Origin of the sequence: Paraburkholderia sp. CNPSo 3076 (assembly GCF_026343935.1) — a bacterium.
GTDB classification, from domain to species: Bacteria; Pseudomonadota; Gammaproteobacteria; order Burkholderiales; family Burkholderiaceae; genus Paraburkholderia; species Paraburkholderia nodosa.
Genome location: NZ_JAPMAL010000008.1, coordinates 215,682 through 238,625, shown reverse-complemented (window position 1 = coordinate 238,625; position 22,944 = coordinate 215,682). Strand labels below are relative to the sequence as shown.

The 22,944-nt window shown below is 61.4% G+C and carries 22 protein-coding genes; 10 read left to right on the top strand and 12 right to left on the bottom strand.

The genetic code is table 11. From position 1 onward, the window contains the following. Positions 1–94 precede the first annotated feature (94 nt). Positions 95–805 (top strand): TetR/AcrR family transcriptional regulator, encoded by a 711-nt coding sequence (locus tag M3A49_RS11920; protein ID WP_266228859.1) that lies wholly within the window; start codon positions 95–97, stop codon positions 803–805. Positions 806–835: 30 nt separating this feature from the next. Here the strand turns inward: M3A49_RS11920 and M3A49_RS11915 are convergent, their stop codons facing one another. Next, positions 836–1,306: a PaaI family thioesterase gene (locus M3A49_RS11915; RefSeq protein ID WP_254353261.1), complete on the bottom strand. Its 471-nt coding sequence runs from the start codon at positions 1,304–1,306 to the stop codon at positions 836–838. 101 nt (positions 1,307–1,407) lie between these two features. Here M3A49_RS11915 and M3A49_RS11910 point away from each other — a divergent pair, with 101 nt between their 5' ends. Then, positions 1,408–2,559, top strand: a complete 1,152-nt coding sequence (locus M3A49_RS11910) for an NADH:flavin oxidoreductase (protein ID WP_266228858.1) — start codon at positions 1,408–1,410, stop codon at positions 2,557–2,559. A 64-nt stretch (positions 2,560–2,623) separates the two neighbouring features. Here the strand turns inward: M3A49_RS11910 and M3A49_RS11905 are convergent, their stop codons facing one another. The 3 genes from M3A49_RS11905 to M3A49_RS11895 all read right to left on the bottom strand — a co-directional run bounded on the left by M3A49_RS11905 (position 2,624) and on the right by M3A49_RS11895 (position 5,452). Continuing rightward, positions 2,624–3,319: an SDR family NAD(P)-dependent oxidoreductase gene (locus tag M3A49_RS11905; RefSeq protein ID WP_266228857.1), complete on the bottom strand. Its 696-nt coding sequence runs from the start codon at positions 3,317–3,319 to the stop codon at positions 2,624–2,626. Positions 3,320–3,356: 37 nt separating this feature from the next. After that, positions 3,357–4,151, bottom strand: coding sequence for an enoyl-CoA hydratase/isomerase family protein (locus M3A49_RS11900; RefSeq protein ID WP_266228856.1), 795 nt, complete (start codon positions 4,149–4,151; stop codon positions 3,357–3,359). Between the two features lie 104 nt (positions 4,152–4,255). Further along, positions 4,256–5,452 carry an amidohydrolase family protein gene (locus M3A49_RS11895; protein ID WP_266228855.1) on the bottom strand — a complete coding sequence of 399 codons (1,197 nt, stop codon included), beginning with the start codon at positions 5,450–5,452 and terminating at the stop codon, positions 4,256–4,258. A 236-nt stretch (positions 5,453–5,688) separates the two neighbouring features. On the opposite strand from M3A49_RS11895, the gene M3A49_RS11890 reads away from it, so the two are divergent. Next, on the top strand, positions 5,689–7,110 hold the full coding sequence (locus tag M3A49_RS11890; protein WP_266228854.1) for an MFS transporter: 1,422 nt from the start codon (positions 5,689–5,691) through the stop codon (positions 7,108–7,110). A 105-nt stretch (positions 7,111–7,215) separates the two neighbouring features. On the opposite strand, the gene M3A49_RS11885 is transcribed toward M3A49_RS11890, so the two are convergent. Then, the gene (locus M3A49_RS11885) at positions 7,216–8,022 is read right to left on the bottom strand and encodes an IclR family transcriptional regulator (protein WP_254353267.1); all 807 of its coding nucleotides are present in this window, start codon (positions 8,020–8,022) and stop codon (positions 7,216–7,218) included. Between the two features lie 235 nt (positions 8,023–8,257). On the opposite strand from M3A49_RS11885, the gene M3A49_RS11880 reads away from it, so the two are divergent. Beyond that, the gene (locus M3A49_RS11880; RefSeq protein WP_266228853.1) at positions 8,258–9,022 is read left to right on the top strand and encodes an SDR family NAD(P)-dependent oxidoreductase; all 765 of its coding nucleotides are present in this window, start codon (positions 8,258–8,260) and stop codon (positions 9,020–9,022) included. Between the two features lie 440 nt (positions 9,023–9,462). Here M3A49_RS11880 and M3A49_RS11875 read toward each other — a convergent pair whose 3' ends face one another. Together M3A49_RS11875 and M3A49_RS11870 are read right to left on the bottom strand one after the other, a co-directional pair. Next, positions 9,463–10,704, bottom strand: coding sequence for a CaiB/BaiF CoA transferase family protein (locus M3A49_RS11875; protein ID WP_266228852.1), 1,242 nt, complete (start codon positions 10,702–10,704; stop codon positions 9,463–9,465). Positions 10,705–10,752: 48 nt separating this feature from the next. Next, the gene (locus tag M3A49_RS11870) at positions 10,753–11,547 is read right to left on the bottom strand and encodes a crotonase/enoyl-CoA hydratase family protein (protein ID WP_254353270.1); all 795 of its coding nucleotides are present in this window, start codon (positions 11,545–11,547) and stop codon (positions 10,753–10,755) included. Between the two features lie 220 nt (positions 11,548–11,767). Between M3A49_RS11870 and M3A49_RS11865 the strand changes: the two genes are divergently transcribed. The 5 genes from M3A49_RS11865 (at position 11,768) to M3A49_RS11845 (ending at position 17,389) form a co-directional block, all read left to right on the top strand. Beyond that, positions 11,768–12,544 carry an enoyl-CoA hydratase gene (locus M3A49_RS11865; RefSeq protein ID WP_266228851.1) on the top strand — a complete coding sequence of 259 codons (777 nt, stop codon included), beginning with the start codon at positions 11,768–11,770 and terminating at the stop codon, positions 12,542–12,544. A gap of 112 nt (positions 12,545–12,656) precedes the next feature. Further along, on the top strand, positions 12,657–13,643 hold the full coding sequence (locus M3A49_RS11860; RefSeq protein ID WP_266228850.1) for an NAD(P)H-dependent flavin oxidoreductase: 987 nt from the start codon (positions 12,657–12,659) through the stop codon (positions 13,641–13,643). Then, positions 13,640–14,836 (top strand): CaiB/BaiF CoA transferase family protein, encoded by a 1,197-nt coding sequence (locus M3A49_RS11855; protein WP_266228849.1) that lies wholly within the window; start codon positions 13,640–13,642, stop codon positions 14,834–14,836. The genes M3A49_RS11860 and M3A49_RS11855 overlap by 4 nt, the downstream gene beginning before the upstream one ends. A gap of 13 nt (positions 14,837–14,849) precedes the next feature. Further along, a complete protein-coding gene (locus M3A49_RS11850) occupies positions 14,850–16,142 on the top strand; it encodes an acetyl-CoA hydrolase/transferase family protein (RefSeq protein WP_266228848.1) in 1,293 nt (430 codons plus the stop codon). A gap of 50 nt (positions 16,143–16,192) precedes the next feature. Further along, entirely contained in the window at positions 16,193–17,389 is a 1,197-nt protein-coding gene (locus tag M3A49_RS11845) for an acetyl-CoA C-acetyltransferase (RefSeq protein ID WP_266228847.1), read from the top strand. A 48-nt stretch (positions 17,390–17,437) separates the two neighbouring features. On the opposite strand, the gene M3A49_RS11840 is transcribed toward M3A49_RS11845, so the two are convergent. After that, entirely contained in the window at positions 17,438–17,608 is a 171-nt protein-coding gene (locus M3A49_RS11840; RefSeq protein ID WP_008917747.1) for a rubredoxin, read from the bottom strand. A gap of 33 nt (positions 17,609–17,641) precedes the next feature. Further along, the gene (locus M3A49_RS11835; RefSeq protein ID WP_266228846.1) at positions 17,642–18,844 is read right to left on the bottom strand and encodes a cytochrome P450; all 1,203 of its coding nucleotides are present in this window, start codon (positions 18,842–18,844) and stop codon (positions 17,642–17,644) included. 154 nt (positions 18,845–18,998) lie between these two features. On the opposite strand from M3A49_RS11835, the gene M3A49_RS11830 reads away from it, so the two are divergent. Continuing rightward, positions 18,999–19,904, top strand: coding sequence for an SDR family NAD(P)-dependent oxidoreductase (locus M3A49_RS11830; RefSeq protein WP_266228845.1), 906 nt, complete (start codon positions 18,999–19,001; stop codon positions 19,902–19,904). Between the two features lie 75 nt (positions 19,905–19,979). On the opposite strand, the gene M3A49_RS11825 is transcribed toward M3A49_RS11830, so the two are convergent. The 3 genes from M3A49_RS11825 to M3A49_RS11815 form a co-directional block, all read right to left on the bottom strand. Then, on the bottom strand, positions 19,980–20,810 hold the full coding sequence (locus M3A49_RS11825) for an HpcH/HpaI aldolase/citrate lyase family protein (RefSeq protein WP_266228844.1): 831 nt from the start codon (positions 20,808–20,810) through the stop codon (positions 19,980–19,982). A gap of 64 nt (positions 20,811–20,874) precedes the next feature. Further along, positions 20,875–21,732, bottom strand: a complete 858-nt coding sequence (locus tag M3A49_RS11820; protein WP_266228843.1) for an FAS1-like dehydratase domain-containing protein — start codon at positions 21,730–21,732, stop codon at positions 20,875–20,877. A gap of 8 nt (positions 21,733–21,740) precedes the next feature. Beyond that, positions 21,741–22,895, bottom strand: coding sequence for a serine hydrolase domain-containing protein (locus M3A49_RS11815; RefSeq protein ID WP_266228842.1), 1,155 nt, complete (start codon positions 22,893–22,895; stop codon positions 21,741–21,743). Positions 22,896–22,944: the final 49 nt, after the last annotated feature.

Here is a 22,944-nt window from a genome sequence, read left to right as displayed (position 1 = left end):
GCGAGCACTTTGGACCCTAGGGGGTGCCAGTATTGGCACCCCCTCGCGCTCGTGAGTATACTGATGCCCTAATTCCGTCATCAAACGCTCAACAATGTCCAAACCTATGGCAGTTCAGGCTCCCGACGGAGCCTCGCGGCTCGCTGCGGCGGGCAAACCTCGAACGGCCGGCCGGCCCACCCACGACGACGCGCTCCAGTTGCGCGAGCGCCTGCTCGACGCCGCCAAAACGGTCTTCATGAGGGAGGGTTTCGGCGCCGCAAGGGTCGAGGAAATCGCATCACTGGCCGGCGTCAGCAAAACTACCGTTTACCGCCAGTTCGGCACGAAGGAGGAGCTTTTTCGCTCAATCGTCTGGCGCGGGATGTCCGACCTGCGCGGCAAGCTCGATGAGCACCTGGAGCCCGGCCGCGACTTTTCGACCAACCTGGCATGCCTTATCGATGCGCTCGTCGAGCACATGGCAATACCGGACAGCATTCACACTTCACGCATGGTCATTGGCGAGGCGATACGTTTTCCGGATGTCGCAAGGCAGTTTCTGCAGTTCGTGGTGACGATGCTGGAACCGCTTACAGCCGTTCTGGAAGCCGCAGCGGCGAATGGAATGATCGACATCGACGATCCTGCGAACGCGGCACGTGATCTCCTCACGCTGGTCACTGGCGCCCCCGAAGTGCACCTCGCGATCCAGACTACGCGCGCTGAACGCAAGCGTAGGGCCGAGCGGATTCATCGGATCCTGTTGACCGCCTGGAAGTATCGAGCAACGCTCGATAAGGTTCGGGCCAGGGCAATGCAGTAACGTTCGCCGCGCGCCTGCCTCGCCGGCAGACTAGCCGCCGACTTCCCCCATCACCTGAAACTGTCCGGATGCCTGGGCAATGCACTTCGCATTGGCCCAGATCCGGCAGTCCGAGAAAATCACCCGTTTTCCAGAGCGCAGAACGTCGACATGGGCTTCCACCCAGTCGCCCGGTTCCGCGTTGCCCATGAAGTTGACCGTCAAGCCCGTCGTCAACACCCTTACAGCCGGTTGACGCGAATACTTGCTTGCCCACGTAATGGCCGTATCCGCCAGCATGCAAACGGCGCCGCCGTGCATCATCTGGCCGAGATTCCGATGCGCCTCGCGCACGTACATTCCGACGACGTGTCCACGCTCGCTTTTGCGAAAATAAGTAGGACCGAACATCTGATGGAAGGGGCCAAATTCCGGCATCAAGGCAAAGCCCTCCGGAATGGACTTTTCCTCGCCCTCTTCAAGCGCGTCTACCGCCAGTGCGTGTGCTTGTTCCAATGCCACTCTCCTCTTCAACGCCGTTGGTGACCGGCGCCAATATTCCTTTTTCATCGGCAGGACATAGCGTATCATTATTCGCACACAAGTCAACTATATGAATGAATATGGACATCGGATCGCTCTTTACGCCACTCGTTGTTCGAGGCGTCACGCTTGCCAACCGTATCGTCATGTCACCCATGACTCGCGGTTTTTCTCCCAACGGACTGCCCGGCAGTGACGTCGCCGCCTACTACAAGCGGCGCGCGCAGGGCGAGACTGGCCTCATCATCACGGAAGGTGTCGGTGTCGATCATCCGGCGGCGCTAGGCGAAGCCGGACTCGGCGAGAATTCGATTCCCGTACTCGCCGGGGAAGAATCGGTCGCCGCATGGCGGCGAGTGACGAACGAAGTTCATGCAAGCGGCGCCGTGATCTTTCCGCAACTGTGGCATATGGGACCGATGAAAGAGGCGAACACGGGGCCCTTCCCCGCCGCCGCGCCACTGCGGCCATCGGGACTGTGGGGACCGTCCGGACGTACGACTTCTCTCAACGCGGGCTACATGGAACGGGTCATGCCACCAACCCGACCAATGGCCGACACCGAGATCGCGGACGTCATCGCCGCCTACGGTCGAAGCGCGACTTTTGCGAAGGCCGCCGGATTCGACGGCATTGCCATCCACGGAGGGCACGGCTATCTGATCGATGCGTTCCTTTGGGCTGAGACCAATCAACGCACGGACAAATGGGGTAGGGATCTCGTGGCGCGCAGCCGCTTTGCCGCCGAAGTCGTGCGCGCGATACGCGAAGCGATCGGCGATACGATGCCGATTACATTCCGCTTTTCACAGTGGAAACAGCAGGATTTCCGTGCGCGCCTCGCCAACGATCCGCACGAGCTCGAACAGATCCTCGCACCGCTCGCAGATGCTGGCGTCGACATCTTCGAGGCGAGTACGCGTTATTTCAATCGCGCGGAATTCCCGGGCTCGGAGATGAATCTCGCAGGCTGGGTAAAGAAAGTGACCGGCCGGTATTCTATGGCGGTGGGCGGAATCGGCATTAATAAGGGTTACTACGATTCCATGGCCGGAGCCGAAACATCGGTACAACCCGACCTAACACCACTGCTGGATCGTTTCTCGCGCAACGAGTTTGACCTTGTTGGCGTAGGACGTTCGCTTCTGCACGACCCGAACTGGGCTCGGCGTGCCCGCCTTGGCGAGCCGTTTCTCGGATTCAGCAACGATTCGCTCGCGCGCCTCACCTGAAATGCAGTTTTGCAGTTGACGCCCCTGTATCAGGCGTCAACTGCTATTGGTGGCCTGCTAATCTTCAGGTGCGCCCAGTAACCGGAATCAATGCACCGGTTACCCCCGACGCAGCTTCGGAAGCGAGAAAAAGAATCACGTTCGCGATTTCCTCGGGCCGTACCCAACGTGAAAAGTCTGCATCGGGCATGTCGTTGCGGTTTTGCGGCGTGTCGATAATGCCCGGCAGGATCGCGTTCACGGTAATTGAACGATCCTTGAGCTCTTCGGCTAGCGCCTCCGTCAAACGCATCACCCCCGACTTCGACGCCGTGTACGCACCCATTCCCATACCTGCCTTGAGTGCGGCGCCAGCGCCGATGTTGACAATGCGACCGCCGTGCGCGCCGACAGCAAGATAGTCCAACGCCGCTTTCGATGCCGTTGCGGCCGTCCGCACGTTCATCTGATACATCAAATCCCACGTCTCGAGGGAGCCGTCCGCCAGTGTTTCCCAGCGAAATCCGCCCGCTATGTTGACGACGGCATCGAGCTTGCCAATCTGCTCGACAGTCGCCGAAAACGCCGCGCGCGCCGCGTCCAGGTCAGTCAGTTCCACGCCGCCTCGCCACCAGGAGGCGTGTAGCTGCTCCGCGCTCGCGCCCTCCGGCGCAGGCGCCTTGTCGATCAGCGCGACCTTCCAGCCGTTGTCGGCAAATACCCGGCCCACCGCGCGTCCCAATGTGCCGAAGCCACCGGTTACCACTACTACCCGTTGCATGTCCGATCACTCCCTCGCCGCTTCGGGCGCGAAAAAATCAACGTCCCTTGAAAACCGGCTCACGTTTCTCGCGAAACGCGTTGACCGCTTCCTGGTGGTCTTCAGTCAAATTCGACAGCGCCTCGTAGGCGATCGACGCATCGAGAATCGAATGCGCGAGTTGCTTGAGTCCGATGTTGATTGAAGCCTTGGTCCATTGAATCGCACGCGCGGCTCCGTTTGCCAGCCGCTTCGCCATGGCATCGACAACAGCATCGAGTTCGTCAGCCGGGACGGCGTGATTGATGAGCCCCAGACGCGCCGCCTCTTCCGCGGTGAGGAGGTCACCCGTCAGGAGGTATTCCTTGGCCTTCGCGTAGCCGACGAGCTGCGGCCAGATCACCGCGCCGCCATCGCCCGCTACGAAGCCGACTTTCACGTGCGGATCGCCGATCTTCGCGTGATTGGCCGCGTAGCTCAGATCCGAGAACAACGCGATCGTCGCGCCCAGACCAATGGCATGACCATTGATCTTCGCGATGACCGGCTTCGGACAATCGAGCATCGAGAAGACGATTTTCTTGGCGCGCTGCATGCCTTCCAGAAACAACGCCGGGTTGTCGATGACCTGCTGCATGTGCTCGATATCACCGCCCGCGCTGAATGCGCGCCCAGCGCCCGTCAACACGACAACACGGGTCTCGTTGTCCTCCGCGACATCGAGAAAGAGCCGCGACATCTCGATGTCCATCTGCTCGTCAAACGCATTCAGCGTTTCGGGGCGGTTGAGCGTGACGGTCAGGACGCCGCCGTCGCGTTCGAGCAATAACGCCTTATAGTCCGAAATATTCATGGCTAACCTGTTCACAAAGAAGAGACAGCGCGGGACGGCGGGTCGCGCCGCCGCGCAAACGCCGGGTGCCATTCCCGCCGCACCGGCGCCCCGCGCGACTTCGATTACACCTGCAGCGGAATGAACCTGCGGCCGTTGTCGTACATGATCTTGCGCGTGTCTTCTTCGGCAAGCGCATTGAGCGCTTCCGCCGCGAAGTCTATCGGCTCCGGCACGCCTTCCGCGTGCGGATAGTCGGAGCCCATCAACAGGAAGTCCGATGATCCCGTTTGCGCGATGATCTGGCCGATGTCGTCCTCAGGATACGCGACCACAAACACGTTTTCCTTGAAGATCTGGCTCGGGCGCTTCTTCAGTTGACCGCATGGCCAGTAACCATTCTTCGCCATGCCCCGGCACTTGTCCATTTTCACGAGCAGCGACGGCACCCATTCGGCACCGTTTTCCGCGCTGCACAGCTTGACGCGCGGGAAGCGCTCGAAGAAATTGTAGAAGATGAACGACGACAGCGTTTCCATCACCGGACGCTCGCCGTAACCGTGCATCCAGACAAAGGCGGTTTGACGCTGGCGCGACTGCTGCACCGGCTCGCCCCACACCGCCATGTGATCCTTCATGTAGATCGCTTCCGACACGTGGAACGTGACACGCACGCCTGCTTCGTTGAGGATCGACCAGAACGGATCGAAATACGGGTCCGCCGGCGCACGGCCATTGAACGGCCCCATCGGCATCAGGATGACGCGGACACCGTTCGCGACCAGCCATTTGGCCTCGGCGACAGCGGCGTCGAGATCGTCGAGCGTGACGACCGGCGTCGTGTAGATCCGGTCCTTGTAGTTGAAGCCCCAGTCGTCGAGCATCCAGTGGTTATACGCATGCAAAACGGCATTTGCGGCAGCAGGCTCGTTGAGGTACGAAATGCACGCGACCATTTCGCCGATGTACATCGTGCAGGCCTCCACGCCGAATTCGTCCATCTTCTTCAGGCGTGCGTCGCGATTGAACATGTCCGGCGTCGGGGCGACACGCATGTCGACGTTATCCTTGCCGTCCTTCATCGCGCGCAGCCATTCATGCAATTTGCCCGGCGGCGGCACGTGCCCCTCGGCCGAGGTGTAGCCTTCGCTGATTTCCACCTTGCGGTCGCCGACATACATGCAGCGGTTGCCGTCGGCCGTGACACGGCTGGTGAACGACCAGTCCTTCTTGAACTTCTCGGGCAAATGGCGGCTGTATGCGTCCTCGACTTCGTAGAAGTGTGTGTCGGCGTCGTAAATCTTCCCTTGATACGCTTGCATGAACTCTCTCCTGATTGTGGGGGAGCGCTGCTGAACGTGCGCCCTTGAGAGAAGTATCGGCTCAAGCCATCAGCCCAAAAACTCTCATATCGAACCCAGAAACGTCGATATCGAATTGATATCGGTCGACACCGTCAACAATCCTGAAGTTCGCACACCACTTTCCAGAAAACACCAATGCGAACGTCGTTCGTATATGAGTATACTCGAAACGAGACGTACAACCGGAGACGTTTATGCAAGCTGAAGTCCTCCAGCAGCAGGCACACCGAGCACAGCCCGTTGCTGGTCCCCCGCGCGGGTTCACGACGGCGATCCTGCTAGCCGCGGTGGCAGCCTCGTCTGGTATCACCGTTATCTATACGGTACTGGTCACGCTCTACAAAGCATTCCCTGCCTCCAACTCCGTGAGCTGGACCGTTACCGCCTACTGGCTCGGCTCGGCCATCTTTGCCGCCATGAGCGGGCGGCTCGGCGACCTGTTGGGCTACCGTCGTATCCTGCTCGTCGTGATGTCGGTCGCCGCAGCCGGGGCAGTCGTCGCCGCGTGCGCAACCAACGTCGGCGTGCTCATCGCGGGGTGCGCGATGCAATCGATCGCGGCGGGCATCACGCCGCTCTCCATCGGCATGGTTCGCGAGAACCTGCCGCCCGCCAGACTGCCCGCCGCAGTGGGGCTAATCAGTGCGGCCGGCATGGTGTCGGCGGGGTTGATCTACATTTGCGCGGGCGTCGTCGTTGACCACTATTCGTGGCGAGGCGGCTTCTGGTTCAAGGTCGCGCTTTGCGTCGTGGCGGTCGTTGCCGTACGCGCGTGGACACCACCGTCACCACAGCATCCCAGCGTCCGGATCGACTACATTCGAGGCCTTGCGTTCGCTCCCGCACTTTGCGCGATCCTCTTCGCGATGCAACAGATTCGCGCGTGGGGGCTTGGCGATGCGCGACTCTGGGGTTTGATTGGCGGCGGCATGGTCGTGCTCGGACTATGGGCGCGGCATCAACTCAAGGCGCGTCATCCGCTCATCAACGTGCGTCTGCTGAAGACGCGCGAGGTCATCTTGGCGAATGCCTGCATGGCATTCCTCGCGGCAGGCGCGATGCAACTGGGACAGGTTTTCTCGCTGCTCGCCCAGCAGCCTGCCGGCACGCACGCCGGATTCGGGCTGAGTGCAACAGCGGCCGGATTGCTGATGTTCAGCGTCAACATCGTCGCGATGGTCGCGAGCCCGTGGAGCGGCCGCGTTGCGGCCCGCTACAAGGCGCGTCGCGCTGCCTTGATCGGCATGGTCATATTGGCCTTTGCCTGGGCCTCACTGATCGTGCTCCATCGCAGCCTGCTGCTCTTCGTTCCAGGCGCGGTCCTGTGCTCGTTCGGGCTCGCCTTCGCGAGCACGGCGCTGTACAACCAGATCGTGGAAACGACGCCTGCGCATCAGACAGGCGAGGCGACGGGCATGCTCTACGTCTTCTTCTCGTGCTTCTTCGCGGTAGGCGCCCAGGTGGTATTCGTGCTGCTGCGCGGCGCGACGGGGGGACATGACGACGGGTCGTTTGCTGCCGACAGTGGCTATGTTTCTGTATTCGTCTACATCGCCTGTAGTTCGATTGCCGGACTGCTGATCGCTTCCATGCTGCCGAAGCGTCACGCCCATTGATCGTCGTTGCGGACGATCTGTTACACGCGGGTCCAACGCTTCTTCAAAATCGCCATGCGTGCCGCACATTGAAGCATATGCCTCAATGTGCGGCACGCTGGCCGGTCACTCCTCTTCGGCTTGACCCAATGCAGACGCGCGCTGGGCCACCCTGATCATGTTCTGCTCGAGTTGCGGGCGTTCGCGATCGAAACGCTCGAGCGGCGCACCAATCGCCATCGCTGCAATCACGTTACCGTTCGGCCCGAAGATCGGTGACGACACACCCGCGGAGTCCGGCAGCAGTTCGCCGCGGCTCACCGACAAACCGGTTTCGAGGATGTGATCGAGTTCGTCACGCAGCGCCTTCTTCGTCGCGACCGTTTGCGGCGTACGACGCTCGAACTTGACCGTCTTCATGTAGTCGGTAACGAAAGCTTCCGGCGCATGAGCCAGCAGCACGCGCCCCGCAGCCGTGCAATAGAGCGGACGGCGCAATCCGATGTGCATCGAATAGCGCACGGATTGTTCGCTCTCGATCACGTCGACATAGGTGATCTCTTTGTGCTCGTGATCAAGGACGCCGATATAAACGGTTTCATTGGTGCTCTTCGAGAGATCCACCAGGAACGGGCGCAGCATCTTCGAGAAATTCCACGCGGCCATCACGCCGGCGGACAAGCGGAAGATCGAAGGCCCCAGGCGATAGCGGCCTGCGTCGTGTAGCAAAAACCCTTCCGCCACGAGAGGCCTCAGCAGATTGAGCAGGCTGCTCTTCGGCGACTCGAGGGCAACATTCAGTTCTGCCAGCGACATCCCTTCCGGAGACTTCGCCAGCACGTCGAAAATTCCGAGGAGTCGGGTCAGCGAGCGCGGCCCGCTGACATCCCGATCCGCCGGCGCCGAGGTCTCTTTCAACATGATTTTCCCCATGAATTGACTCCATCGATTATACGTGAACTATTCACATAGTTTTACAACGATCACAATTTGGCACACTTTTCCACCGTCCGAATTCGGGAATACGCCAGGCCAACCTCTCGTCCAAGTTGAGATATAGTTGAACGACGTTCACAAAATTGAAACGCTCGGGCGACGGTTTCTGCAACACTCACGTGGCACGCACGTGCGTCGAACTGCAGCATCAAACTTCACTTCTGGATCACTCATGCACACGAAAAAACTGGCAGAAAAGGTCGCCATCGTGACCGGAGGCGGGCAAGGCGTTGGACTCGGCATCGCCCGCGCGCTTGCCACCGAGGGCTCGAGTCTGGTGCTGACTGGCCGCACGGAAAGCAAACTCACGCACGCTGCCGGGGAATTGAGCGCCATCGGCTCGCAAGTGCTCGTCGTGCCTGGTGACACGCGCAATCGAGCCGACGCCGTGCGCACGGTCGAACTTGCAATTGAGCGTTTCGGACGCGTGGACGCGCTTATTAACAACGCACAAAGTAGCAGCCCGGGTGTGTCGCTTGAGTCCGTTACCGACGATGACTGGAGCAACACACTCGAGTCTGGCTTGTACGGCACGCTGTATTTCATGCAGGCAGTATTGCCGCACATGAAGGCACAGGGCTGCGGCGCCATCGTCAACTTCGGCTCGCGCACAGGTATCGAGGGGCTCAAGGGATTCGGCGCGTACGCCGCAACCAAGGAGGGCATTCGTGGACTTTCACGTGTTGCCGCGCGCGAATGGGGTGCCTATGGCATTACCGTCAACGTCATTTGCCCGGCGGCGCTCACGCCAGCCGCTGAAGCCTATCTCGAAGCCAATCCCCAGGAACGCACGCGCTATCTCACTGAAATCGCTCTTGGCCGCTTCGGCGATCCTGAGCTCGATATTGGACGAACAGTTGCATTTCTGTGTAGTGACGACGCTAATTTCATAACCGGGCAGACTATCAGTGTGGACGGCGGACAGTCAATGCTTTAGTGCGTCTTTTTGAACACAGTTGCAATATATGAAACGGGAAGTTGCATTTCGCAGCGGCGCAGAAAATTTAATTGAACTATAAGTTGCATTAACTGAGATACCTCGATCCGATGGTGAGTTCGCGAGAGACGCGTACCAAGACGATTGAGAGTGGTCACATCTTTCTCCTCCGGCACACTTCGCGAGAGCGTGTGGAGTTTGGCCTTGGCTGCGGGACACCGAGCCAAGGTTATTTTTGCGCCGTTGCGTTTGGGGATCAAAGAACCCCTGACTGCAAAAGCGTGATACGAAACAAACCCGTTGGCTGCCGAGGGATCGAGCAATCCCGCAACCATCCTCGAATGTCTCGCAACGACAGAGACATTCGTTATCCTGATTGATATGGATAGTCCACAAGAGAGCGCAGCCCCGAAGGGCTGCGCTTCGCAAGATCCTGCTTTCTAAAGTACCTTCTTTTCGCGCAAGGTATCGATATCGGATTGCGACATACCCAGCACATCACGCAGCACGGCGTCCGTGTGCTGCCCGAGCATCGGCGGCGCTCCGTACGAATCGATAGGCGTGCCCGACATCTTCACCGGATTGGCAACCATACGGACCGCCTCGTCGGTGAGCGGATGGGCGACTTCAACACACATCGCACGCGCCTGCACATGGGGATCGGCGAACACTTGTTCCAGATTGTTGATCGGCCCCGCCGGCACCCCAGCCGCGTCAAATGCTGCCAGCAGTTCGTCGCTTTGCCATTCGGCGATCAGCGGCTCGAACACTTCGCCAAGCGCGCGACGATTCTTCACGCGCAGCACAATCTCGCTGAATCGCGGGTCGTTGGCGAGTTCGGGGTGCCCGAGGACGTTGCACATCCGCGCGTATTGCTCGTTGTTTCCGGCAACGATCATGATGTCGCGATCGGCACAACGGAACATGCGCGACGGCATGCCGCCGTTCCCCTCCGTCCCGCGCCGGATCGGAATCTGCCCCGAAACGAGGTACTGGCTTGCGTAGTGCGATGTGGCGGCGATCATCGCGTCCAGCAGCGCCAGGTCGATGTACTGCCCCTCCCCACTGCCGCCTTGCGCCGCGTCGCGATGATAGAGCGCGGCGATGATCGCGGACGCCGCGTACTGTCCACAAAGGATGTCCGCGAGACTGGGCCCGGTTTTCATCGGTCCTCCGCCTGGCACGTCGTCGCCGTTGCCCGTGACGCTCATCAGACCGCCCATCGCCTGGAAAATCGAGTCGTATCCGGGGCGCGGACTGTACGGCCCGGTTTGTCCGAACCCTGTTATCGAGCAGTAGATCAGGCGCGGATTGACGAGCTTGAGGCTCTCATAGTCGAGCCCATAACGCTTAAGGTCGCCAACCTTGTAATTCTCGAGCAGCACGTCGCAATGCGCGGCCAGCGAGCGTATCAGCGCCTGACCGTCGGGCGTCGATATATCGCACGTGATCGACTTCTTGCCGCGGTTCGCGCTGATAAAGAACGTCGACTCGCGCGTGACCTTGCCCTCGCGATCCATGAGAAACGGCGGGCCGAACTGCCGCGAATCGTCCCCCTTGCCCGGACGCTCGACCTTGATGACCTCCGCTCCGAGATCCGCCAGCATCTGCGCACCCCAGGGCCCCGCGAGAATACGGCTCAGGTCTAGTACGCGAACCCCCGCCAACGCGCCTTTCGTCATATCAAACTGTCCCCTTGAATTCATACCGGCCGCGCCGCAAGCCATGCATCAGCGTCCGACGAACTTCGCCGTACGCTTTTCGATGAAGGACTGAACGCCTTCCTTTGCGTCTTCCGTGTTGTAGAGAAACTGCTGGGTCGACTGAATCGTCGCGTAGGCATCCTGCCAGCCTTGCCCCAGTGAAACGCGCGCGTTCTGCATCGTGGCCTGCACGGCGAGCGGCGCCTGCGCGGCGATTCGCTCTGCGATAGCCAGCGCGCGGTCGAACTCCTGGCCCGCCGGCACGACGTCCTGAACGAAGTTCATGTGGCGCGCCTCCTCGGCAGTGAACTCGTCGCCGGTGAGCAGCACCTTCATCGCGTTGCCCCAGCCGGCACGCTGGACCATGCGGAACGTCGCACCACAACCTGCCATGATCCCCCGCTTCACTTCAAGCTGGGAGAAACGGCAGTTATCCGCGGCCACGGCCACTTCCGATGCGAGCATCAATTCGACCGCGACCGTAAAGCAGATTCCCTTGAGAGCGATGACGACCGGCTTGGTGCGCAGCGGCGCGCGCAAATTGAACGGATCGACCTCGCCCTCCGGAAGCAAGGGTTTGCCCTCACGGCGCAGCGGCGCGATCTTCGGCATGTCGAGCCCCGCCGTAAAGTGGTCGCCTTCGGCATAGACCAGGCCGCAGAACAGATCGCTGCTGTTCTCGAGCCGCGTGTAAGCGGCGGCCAGTTCCTTGAACATCTTCGGGGTAAAGCCGTTGCGCTTTTCCGGCCGGTCGATCCCTATCAAAAGCAGGTTCCCGCGTTGTTCAACGCGAATCTGTCCGTCCTCGTGACGAGTCGTCATGCACTGTCTCCTCGCGGTGTTTTCCATTAGCGAATCTGACCATGGGCTCAATTGACAAAGCCGGGTCACACATTCAGAATCATAAACGTCGTTCACAAATTTGGCAACGCGCGGCACGCCCCGATGCAGTCTGAACGGGGTGCCACAGCCAATACAACCAAGGCCGGGCAGATACCGATGCTGGCTTAAGTGTTCACCCTGATTCCCGCAAGGAAAGACCATGGCCTACGAGACGATCATCGTCGATATTCACGGCAAGACCGGCTTGATCAAGCTGAACCGTCCGCAAGCCTATAACGCCCTGAACAACCAGTTGATGGACGAGCTGACGGCCGCACTCGACGGCCTCGAGGCCGATCCTGCCATCGGCGCGATCGTGCTCACCGGCGGTGAAAAAGCATTCGCCGCCGGAGCCGACATCAAGATGATGGGCGAATGGACGTACATGGACGTCTACAAGAACCAGTTCATCACTTCGAACTGGGAGCGCACCTCGCGTTGCCGTAAACCGGTCATCGCCGCCGTCGCCGGTCTCGCGTTGGGCGGAGGCTGCGAGCTGGCCATGATGTGCGACTTCATTCTGGCCGCCGACAACGCGCGTTTCGCCCTTCCCGAAATCACCCTCGCAACCATTCCCGGCGCCGGCGGCACACAACGCCTCACGCGCGTGCTCGGTAAATCGAAGGCGATGGAGATGATCCTCACCGGCCGCAAGATGGACGCTGTCGAAGCCGAACGATGCGGACTCGTGAGCCGCATCGTTCCTGTCGATACGCTCGTCGGCGAAGCGCTGAAAACAGCCGACGAAATCGCGCGATTCTCGCAACCGGTCGTGGCGATGGCGAAAGAGTGCGTCAACCGTGCTTACGAATCGAGCCTCGCCGAAGGCATCCTGTTCGAGCGGCGCATGGCGTATTCGACCTTCGCCACCGAAGACCGCAAGGAAGGCATGGCGGCCTTCGCCGAAAAACGCAAGCCGCAGTTCCGCGATTGTTGAATCGCTGAGAAAAAAGAGCCACTTCTGCCGTCGCTAACCGAGCACGCCAGGCCGCGCGCATCCAGCGCCCTTCTCTGGCACCCACACTCCCTCCCCAGACTACAGGCACGTGATGAAAACCTACGTCAACCGTATTACTGAATTACTCGGCATTCAATACCCCATCATTCAAGGCGGCATGCGCTGGGTGGCGCGCGCTGAACTGGCAGCGGCCGTAGGTAACGCGGGCGGTCTTGGGTTCATCTCCGCGCATACGCATGCAAGCGCCGACGCGCTCGCGCGTGAAATCGACAAAGTGCGTTCGCTCACGGACAAGCCGTTCGGTGTGAATCTGACCGTACTCGGCGCGAATGCCGGTCTCGACTATGACGCGTATGTGCGCACCATCGTTTCGCAGGGTGTCAAGGTCGTGGAAACGGCAGGCAGCAATCCCGCGAAATACATCGCCGAATTCAAGGCGCACGGCGTCAAGGTCGTCCATAAGTGCGTCACGGTCCGCCACGCGGTGAAGGCCGAATCGCTCGGCGCAGACGCCGTCAGCATCGACGGGTTCGAATGCGCGGGGCACCCCGGTGAAGACGATATCCCGGGACTGATCCTGATTCCCGCCGCCGCCGACAAGCTGAAGGTGCCGATTCTCGCCTCCGGTGGTTTCGCCGATGGGCGCGGTCTGATGGCGGCTCTGGCGCTCGGTGCGGACGGCATCAATATGGGCACGCGCTTCATGCTCACGCAAGAATCGCAGGTCCATCCGGCGATCAAGCAACGTCTGCTGGAAGCGACGGAGCGCGATACGGTGGTGGTCGGCCGCTCGCTCGGCGATTCAAGCCGTGTGATCAAGAATAGCGTGAGCCTCGCCGCGCTCGAACTGGAGCACAGCGGGCACGTGACGCATGCCGACCTCTACGCGCTGACCGGAGCAAAGCGTTGGATGGACGCGTTCGTCACGGGAGAAGTCGAAGGCGGCGCGTTCCCCGCCGGGATCGTGACCGGTCTCATCCACGACCTGCCGACTTGTGCGGAATTGATCGAACGCATCGTGAAGGAGGCTGCCGCGATCGCGCAACGCCAGCTCGGCTTCGGAGCCGCTCTCGCATGAAACTCACCGGTCTTCGCGTCGTGGACCTGTCACAGTTCATGCCGGGTCCGTTCCTCGCCGCCAATCTCGCGGAACACGGGGCGCAAGTCATCAAGATCGAACCGGTCACCGGCGACCCCACACGCGGCGCGCCGGGCACGGATGGCGCGTTCTTCGCCGCGATCAACCGCGGCAAGCGCAGCATCGCCCTCGACCTGAAGCATCCCGATGGACGCGAGGCGGCGCTCAAGCTGATGAACGAGGCCGACGTGGTGATCGAATCGTCACGGCCGGGGGTGGCCGCCCGCCTTGGCATCGACTACGACACGGTGAGCCGGACGAACCCGCGACTCGTTTATTGCGCGATGACCGCATTTGGACAGAACGGCCCGCTCTCTCAGCTGCCCGCCCATGATCCGGTGATTCAAGCGCTTGCGGGCACGCTGCCGCGCGATAGCCGCGGGATGCCCGTTACCACAGGGCCGTCGCTCGCCGCGCTGGCCGGTTCGTTGACGGCGTTGTCCGCTGTGTTGATGGCACTCCTGCGCGCGCGGGAAACAGGGCGCGGCGACTATATCGACATCTCGCTCTTCGATGCGGCGCTCACGGCGCAGCCGTATCTGAGTGGCCACTTGCTCAACACGCCGGACGTTTCATCTCAGGAGACGCCAGACGACGACAGCAGGCTCGCACTGCTCAGCAGCTATGAGACCGCCGATTCGAAATGGCTCTGCCTCGGCGGCCGGGAGCGCAGCTTTGCCACTAACCTGCTTACGCCACTCGGCCGCCCTGACCTGGTCGGCGACGCCATCGGTCCGGCCGGCGAAGCTCAGACGCGGGTGCGCGCATTCCTGACGCGTACCTTCCTGACCCGCACGCTCGATGAATGGCTCGACTGGTTCGAGGGCCGAAACATCAGCGTCGCGCCTGTGCTCTCGCTCGCCGAAGCGCTCGACCATCCACATGCGCATGAGCGCGCGATGATTCAAAGCGATCCGTCCGGACGCAAACACGTTGCAAGCCCGATTCATTTCCGCACGGAGCCTGCAGCGCCGCCGCTCGCCGTTCCGCGCCTTGGCCAGCATACGGAAGACGTACTGCGCAGCATCGGATACAGCGAAGAGCGGATCGCGGAAATCATCGCGTCGGGCGCCGTGCGTGGGCAGCACGACGAGACCCATGCCGTTGCGCAAATGACTCAAACTACGCACTGACGCGAACAACATCATGCCTTTACTGCTAGAGGCGGACTCCGTCGACTTCGCATCCATCGTTCGTCCCGGAGATACCGTCGCGTGGGGTCAATCGAACGCTGAGCCCCTCCCGCTCACGAGAAAGTTGCTAGAGCAACGGCATAGCATCGGAGCGTTTCGGATTTTTCTGGGCGCCAGCAGTTTCGACACCTGCCGCCCGGAGCACGCAGACTGCATTGAATTCGTTTCGTACTGCGGCACAGGCGCCAACCGCGCTTTGGCCAAGGCTGGCTCACTCGATATTCTTCCGTGCCACTACTCGCAGTTTCCACAGATGATGGAGTCGGGCCAGTTTCCCATCGACGTCTTGCTGCTGCAGCTTGCGCCGCCCGATTCGCAGGGCCGCTATAGCCTGTCCATTGCACATGAATATCTGATTCCGGCACTGACGCACGCGCGCGTCGTCGTTGCGGAAGTGAATGAGCAGGCGCCCTGGACATACGGCGAGCGCTACCTTCGCGACGACGAGATCGACTTCATCCTGCCGACGTCGCGGGCTCTGCCCGAAAGTTCGCCCAGCGCAGCAAGTGCAACGGATCTGGCGATCGCGCAATACACGGCAAGTTTGATCGAAGACGGGGCCACGATTCAACTCGGTCTCGGCGCGATTCCAGAGGCGATCCTTGCGTGCCTCACCGATCGTCGAAACCTCGGTATTCATTCCGGCACGATCGGAGACAAAGTCGCCGATCTCATGCAAAGCGGCGTGATCACCAATGCGCGCAAGACCATCGACATGGGCACGACCATCGCCGGCGTGATGATGGGTGGCCGCCGCATTCACGAGTTCGCGCACCGCAACGACGCCATCGAGTTTCGTTCGACCCGCTACACGCATGACCCGCATGTGCTCGCGAGCATCGATCGCTTCGTCGCCATCAACTCCGCAGTCGAAGTCGATCTTAGCGGGCAGATCAACGCCGAAATTGCCGGGGGCGTATACGTTGGTGCGGTGGGCGGTGCATTGGACTTCCTGCGCGGCGCGCGACGCTCTCGTGGCGGCGTTCCGATCATCGCACTGCCCTCCACGGCTGGCAAGGGCGCTACCCGCATTGTCGCGTCGTTGACCGGGCCGGTCAGCACGCCACGCAGCGACGCCGGGATCGTGGTGACGGAATATGGCGTTGCCGATCTGCGCGGACTAACGTTGCGGCAACGGCGCGAGCGCATGCTTGCGATCGCGCATCCGGACCATCGTGGCGCTCTCGACCTGATGGCCGGCGCCCCGCCGTCCAATCGCTCCGGCAGTCAGACACTCGTAGCCTGATCGCAATCTGGCCCGAATCAGAATCTCGAAACCCTGCAAGGAAATGTCCCATGAAACGCGCAGCAATTGTGTCCCCCGTACGAACGCCCGTCGGCACCTTTGGCGGTAGCCTGCGCGGCGTATCCGTCGAAGAACTCGGCGCACTCGTTGCAAACGAAACGATCCGGCGAGCGGGCCTCGATCCCGCTCGCATCGACGACGTCGTGTTCGCGCAATCGTATGCGAGCAGCGAAACGCCCTGCGTAGGCCGCTGGATCGCGCTGCAGGCGGGCCTGCCCGTGGAAGTGCCGGGCATGCAACTGGACCGCCGCTGCGGCGGCGGCCTGCAGGCGCTCGCCACCGCGGCGATGATGGTGCAGACCGGCGCCGCCGACGTGGTGCTGGCCGGCGGCGTGGAAAGCATGAGCAACATCGAGTACTACAGCACGGACATGCGCTGGGGCGCCCGTTCGGGCTCCGTCCAGTTTCACGACCGTCTCGCACGCGGCCGCGAGCGCTCGCAGCCCGAATCTCGCTTCGGCTATATCTCCGGCATGATCGAGACGGCGGAAAATCTCGCCACCGACTACGGCATCAGCCGGGAGGCCGCCGATGAATTTGCGTTGCGCAGCCATCAGCGCGCGGCGGCGGCGTGGGAGTCGGGCCGCATGGCCGAAGAAATCCTTGCGGTCAGCGTTCCCCAAAAGAAGGGCGAACCGCTCCTCTTTTCCAGGGACGAAGGATTCCGTGCGGACGCCAGCATGGACAGTCTCGGCAAGCTTCGCGCGTTGACGCCTGGCGGCACGGTTACCGCGGGCAACTCCAGCCAGCAGAATGACGCCGCAGCCGCTTGCCTAGTCGTCGCGGAAGACCGCCTCGAAGCGCTCGGACTCGAACCCATCGCCTGGCTTACCGGCTGGGCCGCCGCCGGCTGCGAGCCGTCACGCATGGGCATCGGCCCCGTGCCTGCGGTCCAGAAGCTCATGGCGCGCACGGGTCTCTCGCTCGATCAGATGGATCTCGTCGAAGTCAACGAGGCGTTCGCATGCCAGGTGCTGGCAGTCCTCAAAGGCTGGAACTGGCACGATACCGGCCGGCTCAACGTGAACGGCTCCGGCATATCGCTCGGCCATCCGATTGGCGCAACGGGCGTGCGGATCATGACGACGCTCCTGCACGAACTCACGCGCCGAAAGGGGCGTTATGCGCTCGAGACCATGTGCATCGGCGGCGGCCAGGGTATTGCCGCAATCTTCGAGCGCGCTTGACACTGGGCGACGAAGCGCACGGCCTGGCGCGTGCGCATACCCTAACCCTCAGGCCTCCACCTCGACCATCACGAAGTCGGCCTTGGTCGCGCCGCACTCGGGGCATGCCCAGTCATCCGGGATGTCTTCCCAGCGGGTGCCGGGCGCGATGCCCTCCGCAGGAAGTCCCGCTGCTTCGTCGTAGTAAAACCCGCAAAAAATGCACTGCCACTTTTTCATGATCGCTCTGTGAGTCGTTGAGTTGGAGTTGTTTCAGGGCGCTACATCCCAGGCGAGCGGCAGATAAAGCATGCCGTTGACGGAGCCCGAGCCGCATCGTGGCCTGTCGTCCTCGCGAATGCGGAAATCGGGAATGCGTTTGAGCCATTCCTGCAGGAACACCTTGATCTCCGTGCGCGCGAGAAACGAGCCGGGGCAGCGATGCGGCCCGTTGCCGAAGGCCGCATGCATCACCGGCTTGCGCGTGAGGTCGACGGCAAGCGGGTTGCTGAACTTACGGTCGTCGAGGCCGAACAGCGAGTTCGGCAACTGGATCTGGTCACCCTTTTTGAACTGGATGCCTTTGTATTCCATGTCCTGAGTAATGAGTCGCGCGGTATTCGCCACGCCAAAGCGCCGGATCAATTCGTCGACCGACGACACCATCAGTTCCGGATTCTCGATGAGCTGCTGCCGGTGCGCCGGATTCTCGGCGAGGAAACGTGCGATGAAACCCATCAACGACGCGACGGTATCCAGCCCGCCGAACAGCACGACGATGAACATGCCGAACATGCGCTCGGGGCTGATCGGCTTGCCGTCGATCTGCGCGTTGACGATCAGGCTGACCAGGTCGCCGCCCGCCTGCGCCTTGCGCTTTTCCACCCATGTGGCTATATAGCCGCCAAGGCGGTGCTGGGATTCGATGCGTTCTTCGAGATTGCCGCGCACGGCCCACTCCGCCCATTCGAGCAACTGCTCGCGATCGCTCAACGGAAGATCTGCGAGACGCAGGAAAATTACGATCGGCAGGATCTTCGAGAACTCCGAGACGAACTCGCATTCGCCTCGCGGAGCGAGCTTTTCGATCAACTCGATTGCGAGGCTGCGCACGTCGCTCTCGAGCGATGCGATTGCCTGTGGAAGAAAAGCGGGCGTGATCAGGTTGCGGTACGCAGTGTGCTCAGGCGGGTCGAGTTCGAGCGGCACGAGCCGCGACTCGTTGAGCGGCGGAACGTTGACGCTTTGATGCGAGAAGCGCGTATGGTCCTTCTGCATCGCCTCGATATCTTCGCCTCGCGTGGCGATCCAGTGGCCGCCATAGTAAGGGGACCACACGATGTCGGGCCCCGCGTGCAACGACTTCCATGCCAGATGAACATCGTCTTGTGCGCCAGGCGGGTTCATATAGTCGAAATCGACCACGAGTTCTCGCGGAACGTGGTCTGGCACGGTCCAGCCTTTCGTATCATTCATCTTGCGTCTCCTTTCATTTCGTCGTCTTCAAATGGATGAATCGCCACACTCCGCGTCAACACGCTAGCGTTCATATTATGCAACGTCGTTCAGTTTTGCTATTATACCGAGGCGAGCTTTTCTACATCAACGCCTGTATCGAACGGAGACAAGAGTGAGCGATTTCGTCAGGGACAAGGTGGTAGTGGTAACGGGGGCGGGTGCCGGCATCGGGCGCGATTTCGCGCTGCAATTCGCGGCGAACGGGGCCAAGGTCGTCGTCAACGACCTCGGTCGTAACGCCGAAACCGGCGAATTCGCCGCACAGCGCGTTGTCGCGGAAATCAAGGAGGCCGGCGGACAAGCGGTTGCCTCGACGGACAGCGTCGCCGAATGGGATTCGGCCCAGAAGATCGTGCAGGCCGCGCTGGACACGTTCGGCCGCATCGACTGTGTGGTCAACAACGCCGGCATCGTGCGTGACCGCATGTTCTTCAACATGAGTCTCGACGAGTGGAAGGCCGTGGTCGACGTCCACCTGAACGGGTCGTTTTTCGTGGCGCGTGCTGCGGCTCCGCATTTCAAGGCCCAAAACGGCGGCAGCTTCGTTCATATGACCTCCACGTCCGGTCTGATTGGCAATATCGGGCAAGCCAACTACTCGGCCGCCAAGATGGGTGTCGTCGGTCTGTCGAAGTCGATCGCGCTCGACATGGCCAAATTCAATGTGCGCTCTAACTGCATCGCGCCGTGGGCATGGACTGCGATGACGGCCTCGATTCCCTCGGAAACGCCCGAGCAAAAGGCACGCGTCGAGATTCTCAAGCGCATGGAATCCCGCAAGATCGCGCCGCTTGCGGTGTACCTCGCCTCCGACCAGGCCGCCAAGGTTTCGGGCCAGATCTTCGGCGTGCGCGCCAACGAAATCTACTTCTTCAACCAGATCCGCATGATCCGCTCGCTGCATCGCGACGGCGGCTGGACGCCCGAAGCGATTGCCGAGCAAGTCATGCCGGCGTTCGAGTCGAGCTTCTTCCCGAACGTGCCCTCCATGGCGCTCACGCCGTGGGATCCGGTGTAAGCACGGTTGAACAACGCCCGCGCCACATCTTTCGGTGGTGGCGCGGGCGGCGCAGTGGCCGCCCCGCAGTTCTCCTTATCTTTCTACCGAACCGCGCACGTTTTCGGTCTTTTCGGACAAGCCGACTATGCGTCTTGCCTTGAGCAAGACCGGCAAGTCCACCATCCGTCCATCCACGGACACTGCCCCGCCTTCAGCGCGCTCGTACGCCTCGACGATTCGCCGCGCCTTGGCAATTTCATCTGCGCTCGGGCTGAACGCAGCGTTGACCGCTTCGACCTGGCGTGGATGAATGCACAGCTTGCCGCCGAAACCCATCGATCGCGCCTTCGACGAGTCCTCCGCAAGTTGCCGTTCGTCATCGATCGCCACGGTTACGCCATCCACCGGAGACTGAATTCCGGCTACACGCGAGGCCAGTACGATGCGCGAACGCGCGTGCAGCAACGCATCCCATGAACCATCGCAATCGAGATCGAGCTCGAAGTCCACCGAGCCGAAAATGAGCCGCTCAACACCGGGCATGCGCGCCACTTCCAACGCGTTCCAGACGCCCATGGCGGATTCGATGATCGGCCATATCGGCTTCTGCGCTGCCGTCGCGACAGCGGTCAGCGCTGCCGAATTCTCCGCCTTCGGCAGCACGATGCCATCGATACACTCAGACGCCGCAAGCGAGAGGTCATCCTCAAACCACTGTGTTCCAGCACCGTTGATGCGCAACAGCACACGAACCGGCGAAGCCGAAAATGTTCGCGCGGCATCGGCGACATGTGCGCGTGCTGACGCCTTATCCGCGTCGACGACGGCGTCTTCAAGGTCCACGATCACCGCATCGGCCCCTGCCGCGAGCGCCTTGGCGAATCGCTCGGGCTTGCTCCCAGGCACAAAAAGAAACGAACGCATAACACTCCAGTTCAGGGCCCGGTCCGCGGACGATCAAACACGTTGGCGGACCGGATTCATCACATCAGGCGAGCACGGCCGATGCTTCCATACGCAACGATCCATCGCTGCCCGAAATCCACAAGCCCACTTTGCCGGGGTCCAACTCGTCCCGCTTGCCGCAGACATAGAAAGGTGACGTGTCCACCACTGGCTTGATCGCGCGAAACGAGAACGATCCCACGCGCGCACCCGGCAATTCGGATCTCAGCGAGTCCATGAGTAGCGTGGCAAGCAGCGGTCCGTGCACCACGAGCCCCTCGTATCCCTCCTCGCTGGTCGCGTATGGCCGATCGTAGTGAATACGATGACCATTCAAGGTAAGCGCCGAATAGCGAAACAGCAGCACGGGATCGGGAACGACCTCGCGCGCCCACTGAGCGCCTGCGGGCGCAGCCTGTGGCGCAGCCGGCTTTTCGCTCGCGGCCGGATGATCGCGATAAACGATATCCTGACGTTCGACGATCGCGAGTCCGGCTCCGTCGCTGACCTCGTGCTTGACCTTGACGAACACGAGATCGCCGGTGCGTCCCTGCTTGTGCGCAACGCTCTCGATGCGAGAAAGACGCGCAATCGCGCTGCCCGCCTTCAGCGGCCGCAGAAACTCGAGCTGACTGCCCGCCCACATGCGCCGGGGCAGGTCGACGGGCGGGAGGAAACCGCCGCGCTTTGGATGGCCGTCCGTACCGACCATCGACTGACGATGAACAGGCAGAAAATAAAGCCAGTGCCACAAAGGTGGCAAATCATCGCCAGCCGCTGCAGGCGGCTCGTCGCGGTCGAGCAAGGCGCCGAGCGCCGCCATCGGCGTGAGAGTGACCTCGTCCCGCACTTCCTCGGTGCGTCCGGTCCATTGCTGCAAATGCGCAATATCCATGACCATTGCGACGATCACTCCAGATCCAGCGCTTCACGAATCGCAACGGCGATCGGAAGCAACGGATCTTCTTCCGGCGTGGCCGGGTTGAACAGCTTGTTGTGGCAGATCGCCACCGCGAGTCCCGTATCGGGATCCGCCCAGCCGATCGAATTGCCCTGCCCCGGATGGCACAATGCGCGCGGCGAACGCGCCGCCGTCACCGGCGGATGATTGCCGCCGAACCAGAAGCCGCCGATTGTGATCGGAATCGGAAAGCCGAACATCACCGGGTCCGGCTCTTCGCTGTTGGCGCGCGGCGTATTCAGCGTGGCCACGAGTTCCTTCGAAAGGATCCTCACGCCGTCCAGCTCGCCGCCGCATGCCAGCATCGCCCAGAAACGCGCTTCACTACGCGCATTGAAGATCCCGCCAACACCCGCCACTTCGGCGCGCCGTACGTCCGGGCGCTCGAACACGTGTGGCGTCAACGCGACCGGCTGCGGCATCGAGCGCAGGAACAGCGGCGGCAGATATTCCGCGGGAACTGGCACTATTGCATCGGTAAGTCGAGCGATGCGCGGCTCGACTTCGTCGGGAATGCCAATCCAGAGATCGTCTATACCGAGCGGCTTCGCAATCTCCTCCTGAACGAAGCGGCCCAGCGAGCGCTTCTTCGGGTCGGCGCGTCGCACCAGCTCGCCAACGATCCAGCCGAAGGTCATCGAAAGATAAAGCGTCTTCGTGCCCGGCTCGGCGAGCGGCTCCAGGTTCGCGATGGCGCGCGTCATCCATTGCCAGTCGCACATCAGTTCCGGCGTCACGCCGTCCGGCATCTGCGGCACGCACGCGCGGTGAGTCAGCACATCGCGTACCGTCGTCTTGTCTTTCCCGTGCGCACCGTACTCCGGCCAATAGCGCGTGACCGGCGCGTCGTATTCGATGAGCCCGCGGTCGGCCAGAATGTGCAGCGCGGTTGCCGCGACTGCCTTCGTCACCGAATAGACGTTGAAGAGCGTATCGCCGTCAACGAGGCGGCCGGTGGACGGATCGGCCACGCCGCTCCATGCGTCGATCTCGAGCCTGCCATTCAGATAGGCCGCCACCTGCACACCGATCTCGCCGCCTTCCTGCGTCGCGCGGTCGAGCGCCTGTTGAACGATTGCATTTCGCCCAGGTAGTGTTTTCACTGCCAGATCCATATCGTGTCTCCCATTCGTGAACATGTCGCTTTGACGG

Coding starts and splice junctions, on each gene's coding strand:
- M3A49_RS11920 (WP_266228859.1), top strand. CDS start 95: ATGTCCAAACCTATGGCAGTTCAGGCTCCCGACGGAGCCTCGCGGCTC.
- M3A49_RS11910 (WP_266228858.1), top strand. CDS start 1,408: ATGGACATCGGATCGCTCTTTACGCCACTCGTTGTTCGAGGCGTCACG.
- M3A49_RS11905 (WP_266228857.1), bottom strand. CDS start 3,319: ATGCAACGGGTAGTAGTGGTAACCGGTGGCTTCGGCACATTGGGACGC.
- M3A49_RS11900 (WP_266228856.1), bottom strand. CDS start 4,151: ATGAATATTTCGGACTATAAGGCGTTATTGCTCGAACGCGACGGCGGC.
- M3A49_RS11895 (WP_266228855.1), bottom strand. CDS start 5,452: ATGCAAGCGTATCAAGGGAAGATTTACGACGCCGACACACACTTCTAC.
- M3A49_RS11890 (WP_266228854.1), top strand. CDS start 5,689: ATGCAAGCTGAAGTCCTCCAGCAGCAGGCACACCGAGCACAGCCCGTT.
- M3A49_RS11885 (WP_254353267.1), bottom strand. CDS start 8,022: ATGGGGAAAATCATGTTGAAAGAGACCTCGGCGCCGGCGGATCGGGAT.
- M3A49_RS11880 (WP_266228853.1), top strand. CDS start 8,258: ATGCACACGAAAAAACTGGCAGAAAAGGTCGCCATCGTGACCGGAGGC.
- M3A49_RS11875 (WP_266228852.1), bottom strand. CDS start 10,704: ATGACGAAAGGCGCGTTGGCGGGGGTTCGCGTACTAGACCTGAGCCGT.
- M3A49_RS11870 (WP_254353270.1), bottom strand. CDS start 11,547: ATGACGACTCGTCACGAGGACGGACAGATTCGCGTTGAACAACGCGGG.
- M3A49_RS11865 (WP_266228851.1), top strand. CDS start 11,768: ATGGCCTACGAGACGATCATCGTCGATATTCACGGCAAGACCGGCTTG.
- M3A49_RS11860 (WP_266228850.1), top strand. CDS start 12,657: ATGAAAACCTACGTCAACCGTATTACTGAATTACTCGGCATTCAATAC.
- M3A49_RS11855 (WP_266228849.1), top strand. CDS start 13,640: ATGAAACTCACCGGTCTTCGCGTCGTGGACCTGTCACAGTTCATGCCG.
- M3A49_RS11850 (WP_266228848.1), top strand. CDS start 14,850: ATGCCTTTACTGCTAGAGGCGGACTCCGTCGACTTCGCATCCATCGTT.
- M3A49_RS11845 (WP_266228847.1), top strand. CDS start 16,193: ATGAAACGCGCAGCAATTGTGTCCCCCGTACGAACGCCCGTCGGCACC.
- M3A49_RS11840 (WP_008917747.1), bottom strand. CDS start 17,608: ATGAAAAAGTGGCAGTGCATTTTTTGCGGGTTTTACTACGACGAAGCA.
- M3A49_RS11835 (WP_266228846.1), bottom strand. CDS start 18,844: ATGAATGATACGAAAGGCTGGACCGTGCCAGACCACGTTCCGCGAGAA.
- M3A49_RS11825 (WP_266228844.1), bottom strand. CDS start 20,810: ATGCGTTCGTTTCTTTTTGTGCCTGGGAGCAAGCCCGAGCGATTCGCC.
- M3A49_RS11820 (WP_266228843.1), bottom strand. CDS start 21,732: ATGGTCATGGATATTGCGCATTTGCAGCAATGGACCGGACGCACCGAG.